This is a genomic window from Amycolatopsis sp. NPDC059021, from assembly GCF_042739895.1.
GTDB lineage: Bacteria > Actinomycetota > Actinomycetes > Mycobacteriales > Pseudonocardiaceae > Amycolatopsis.
In genome coordinates this window covers 23,704-27,560 of sequence record NZ_JBHYIQ010000029.1, presented here as the reverse complement: position 1 = coordinate 27,560, position 3,857 = coordinate 23,704, and the positions used below count along the sequence as shown (strand labels likewise).

At 70.3% G+C, this 3,857-nt stretch carries 3 protein-coding genes; 2 read left to right on the top strand and 1 reads right to left on the bottom strand.

All coding sequences use genetic code 11. The features are described from left to right. Positions 1 to 368 precede the first annotated feature (368 nt). A complete protein-coding gene (locus ACFWX1_RS19115) occupies positions 369 to 950 on the top strand; it encodes a DNA-binding protein (protein WP_378388993.1) in 582 nt (193 codons plus the stop codon). Positions 951 to 1,005: 55 nt separating this feature from the next. Continuing rightward, positions 1,006 to 1,662 carry an RES family NAD+ phosphorylase gene (locus ACFWX1_RS19110; RefSeq protein WP_378388991.1) on the top strand — a complete coding sequence of 219 codons (657 nt, stop codon included), beginning with the start codon at positions 1,006 to 1,008 and terminating at the stop codon, positions 1,660 to 1,662. Between the two features lie 44 nt (positions 1,663 to 1,706). Here the strand turns inward: ACFWX1_RS19110 and ACFWX1_RS19105 are convergent, their stop codons facing one another. After that, entirely contained in the window at positions 1,707 to 3,668 is a 1,962-nt protein-coding gene (locus ACFWX1_RS19105) for a prolyl oligopeptidase family serine peptidase (RefSeq protein WP_378388989.1), read from the bottom strand. Positions 3,669 to 3,857: the final 189 nt, after the last annotated feature.

The following is a 3,857-nucleotide window of genomic DNA, read 5'->3' as shown; positions in this document are numbered from 1 at the left end:
TGCGCGTTCTGTGCCACTCACCCACCCCCCCACTCACCCCGTCCCCGCTCCCGCCCCCCCCCCCCCGCCCCCCCCCCCCCCCCCCACCCACCGCCCCACCCCCTGTGTCCCCCAGGTCCGGCGGCCATGGCCACCGGGGCCAGTGAAGCACGAAGGCAGGAAATCGATTTCCACGGAACGTAAAGGCCACACGTCGGAGTGTCAAGCGACTTCAGGCCTGGACAAGCTCGCCCGATCGAGGCAGACTCTCCGCAAGCCGCCTACCGTTCGTGTTGAGTAATGTGCGGTCTGTGTCGATCTTTGGTGAATTGACCCACAAATTGGGCGAGATACCGCACGAACCCGCACATCCGGGTTAGTCTAGGCGCATGTCTGTAGCGCTGGAGAACGTTCTCGCCAAGGCCGGTCTCAAGGTGGACGCCACCGAGTTCCTGACGATGGTCGAGGACGCCGCGCGCAGACTGTCCCCACCCAACCCGGATCCCTCGCACTACTTCTCCCCCGACCAGCGGGCCGCGCTCGCCGACGTCGGCCTCGATCTGACCCCTCGCGCCGAGGGCGAACCCGACTTCCGGGCCCGCACCGTGGCCGCGCACGCCGTCCTCGCCGAATCGGCGCTCAGCGTGGTCGAAGCCGCCCGGATCCTCGGTGTCGACGACAGCCGCATCCGCCACCGCCTCAAGGAAGGCAGGCTCACCGGCTGGAAGGACCAGGGCTGGCGGCTGCCGTCCTGGCAGTTCGCGGGCTCGGGCGTGCTCCCCGGCCTGGAGGTGGTGCTGCGCGCGCTGCCCGAAGATCAACCCGCACTCGTCGTCGCCGCCTTCATGAGCACCCCCCAGTCCGACCTCGTCATCAACGACCACCCCGCGACTCCCCGTCAATGGCTGCTCTCCGGGGGTGACCCGGAACACGTCGCCCGGCTGATCGCCACGTTAGGCTCGCCGTTCTAGGCTGATACGTTCGCAAGTAACGATCTCTCCGACAAGGACGGACAACTCCCGACGTATGGCCCGGCTCCCCCTGCCGCCCGCACGGTCTGTCCTGGTCAAGGAGCTGAACCGCACCAAGGACGTGGTGCCGGTCCAGCCCGACACCAGGCTGGTCAGGATCTTCACCGCGCACGGCAACCACCCGCAACAGTGGAATTCGTTCCGCTACACCGGCCCGCTCCCGCACGGCCGGTTCGACCAGCAGTCGCCCGGCCGGGGCGGCCGCCCGGTCACCGACCCGGCCAATGGCGTGCTCTATTTCGGGCTGACCGTGCGCACCAGCGTCGCCGAGGTCTTCCAGACCAGCTCCACCGTCGACCGCAAGACCCGCGGTCCGCGCCTGGTCGTCGTCCGTCCCACCCGCACCCTGCACCTGCTGGACCTCACCGGTCTCTGGCCCACCCGCGTCGGCGCGTCCCAGGAGATCTCGAGCGGGCCGAAGAAACTCACCCAGGCATGGGCACGCGCGATCCGCGCCGCCTTCGGCGATCTCGACGGGCTCTGGTACCGCTCGTCGATGGATTCCGGCGGCCCCGCGCTGTGCCTGTGGGACCCGCCCGCCGGCGCCGCCCTCCCCATCGCGCCCGATGTCCTGCTGCCGCTCGACCACCCCGGCCTCGACGTCCCCCTCGGCCGCGTCTGCGAAGAGCTGAACTACACGCTGCTCTCGTGAGCTGAAGGGGACTTTCCTCTCGTTACATGCGAGGAAAGTCCCCTTCAGCTCAGGTGGCGTGACCACCAGTCGAGGACGGCGTCGAAGCGCTGGACGCGGTGGCGGGGCTTGCCCGAGCGGGTCAGCTCGTGACCTTCGCCGGGGAAAAGCAGGAACTCCGTCTCGGTGCCGTGCCGCCGCAGCGCCACGAACATCCGCTGCCCCTGCTCGATCGGGCACCGCCAGTCCTGCTCCGAATGCACCACCGCGAACGGGATGTCGATCTTCTCGGCGTGGGTCAGCGGGCTGCGGTCGCGCTGCACCTCCGGATCCTTGCCGACGTACAGATCCACGAACGTGTAGCCGATGTCGGAACTGCCGACCATCGACACCCAGTCGTTCACCGCGCGCTCGCTCCACGCCGCCTGGAACCGCTCGCCGTGGTGCGCCGCGAGCCAGCCGGTCATGAATCCGCCGTAGGAGCCGCCCATGATCCCGACCCGCCCGGCGTCGAGGTCGGGCCGTTCGAGCGCGACGTCGAGCAGTGCGAGTACGTCGTCGGCGTCGACCGTGCCGAGGCCGCGGACGACGGCTCGCCCATGGCTCTCCCCGTATCCCGCCGAGCCGCGCGGATTGCCGAGGACGACGGCGTAACCGGCCGACGCGTACACCTGCGCCTCGTCGAACACCGCCCAGTCCTGCTGGGCGAACGGCCCGCCGTGCACCACGCGCAGCACCGGATGCGGGCCATCGCCGTCGGGCAGCACCAGCCAGCCGTGCACGGGATACCCGTCGGGCGCGGTGGTGTTCAGCTCTACGACCTCGCACAACCCCTTGTCCCGCAACGGCTCTGAGTAGTCGGTGAGCACTCGCGGTCCATCGCCGGCGAGCAGGACGACGTCGCCGGCGCTGACCGGAGTGGCGACCACCGCGACCACGACCGGTCCGTCGGCGGCGAACCCGCGGACCACGGCCTGTCCGTCGAACACCACGGGAAGATCGGCCAGCGGCGCGGTTTCCGCCGTCACCGGCACCGCACGCAGTTCCACCGCGCCGCGGTTCCGCACCGCGACGAGGACGTCGTCACCACGCGGCACCGGAGCACCCGCCGAAGCGTCGCAGTCCACCGACTCGATCTCGGTGAGCCTGCGCGCCTGCCCCGGCCCGGCCCCGTCGAACGGGCCGGCCGCGTAGAGGCCGGTGTTGCAGACCTCCCAGTAATCATCCACAAAGGACTGTCCATAAAAGAACACCGTGCCGTCGGCACCGAACACCGGATGTTCGATAAGTCCCTCGCCACGAACGAAAAGGTCCGGCTCGCCACCGTCGGCGCCGACGACGTACAAATCGCGTTCCTCGGTCTCCACCCGTCCCCAGCCGACGGGGGCGGTGAACACGATCCGCGTCCCGTCAGGTGTCCACACGGGATGCTCGACGTCGACCGCGCCGTCGGTCAACGGCTCCGGCTCGCCCGGCTCGTCGGCGTCCAGCGCCGCGGCCACGTCGAGCGCGAACAGCCGCTGCGGCCGGTCACGCAGGAAGCCGATGTCGTCGATGCGGTAATCCATGCGCGTGATCCGGCGCGGCGCCTCGGCGTCGGGTTCGAGCACTTCGCCGTTTTCGTGAGGAACGCCGTAGCGGCCCGGTTCGGGAATCCGCGCCACGAAGGCGATCCGGCCCGAATCCGGGGACCACGCCGGCGCGGAAACGCCGAGCGGGAGCGCGGTGAGCCGCTTCGCGTCCCCGCCCCCGGCGGGCATGACGTGCAGCTGCGGATTGCCCTCGGCGCCACGGCCGGACCCGCCGCGCAGGAACGCCACCCATCGCCCGTCCGGTGAGATCACCGGTGACGCGTCCCGCGGTCCGTGGGTCCAGGCGCTCTCGCCGCCCGCGAGCGCGACCCGCCGGAGGGAGCGCCGCTCGGCGTTGGACTTCAGGTCCGGCCCGCCCACCGCGACGAGCAGCAGATCGCCGTGCAGGGCGGGATGACCGGGGACCACCAGGGATTCGATGTCGGCAGGGCGCATTCCGCCGACGGTACCGGATCGTTAGCTTGCCGAACTACCGCTCTTCGTCGTGAGTCCGGCACGTTCGTCACGCCGGGCCTTCACCAGGCTGGCGACCGTCCTGGGCGGGTCCACCACCACGAAGTCGCCCGGCCCGACCCCGTTGGTGATGTGCGCCCCGGACCGGGCGACCGGGTAATCCAGCCCGTC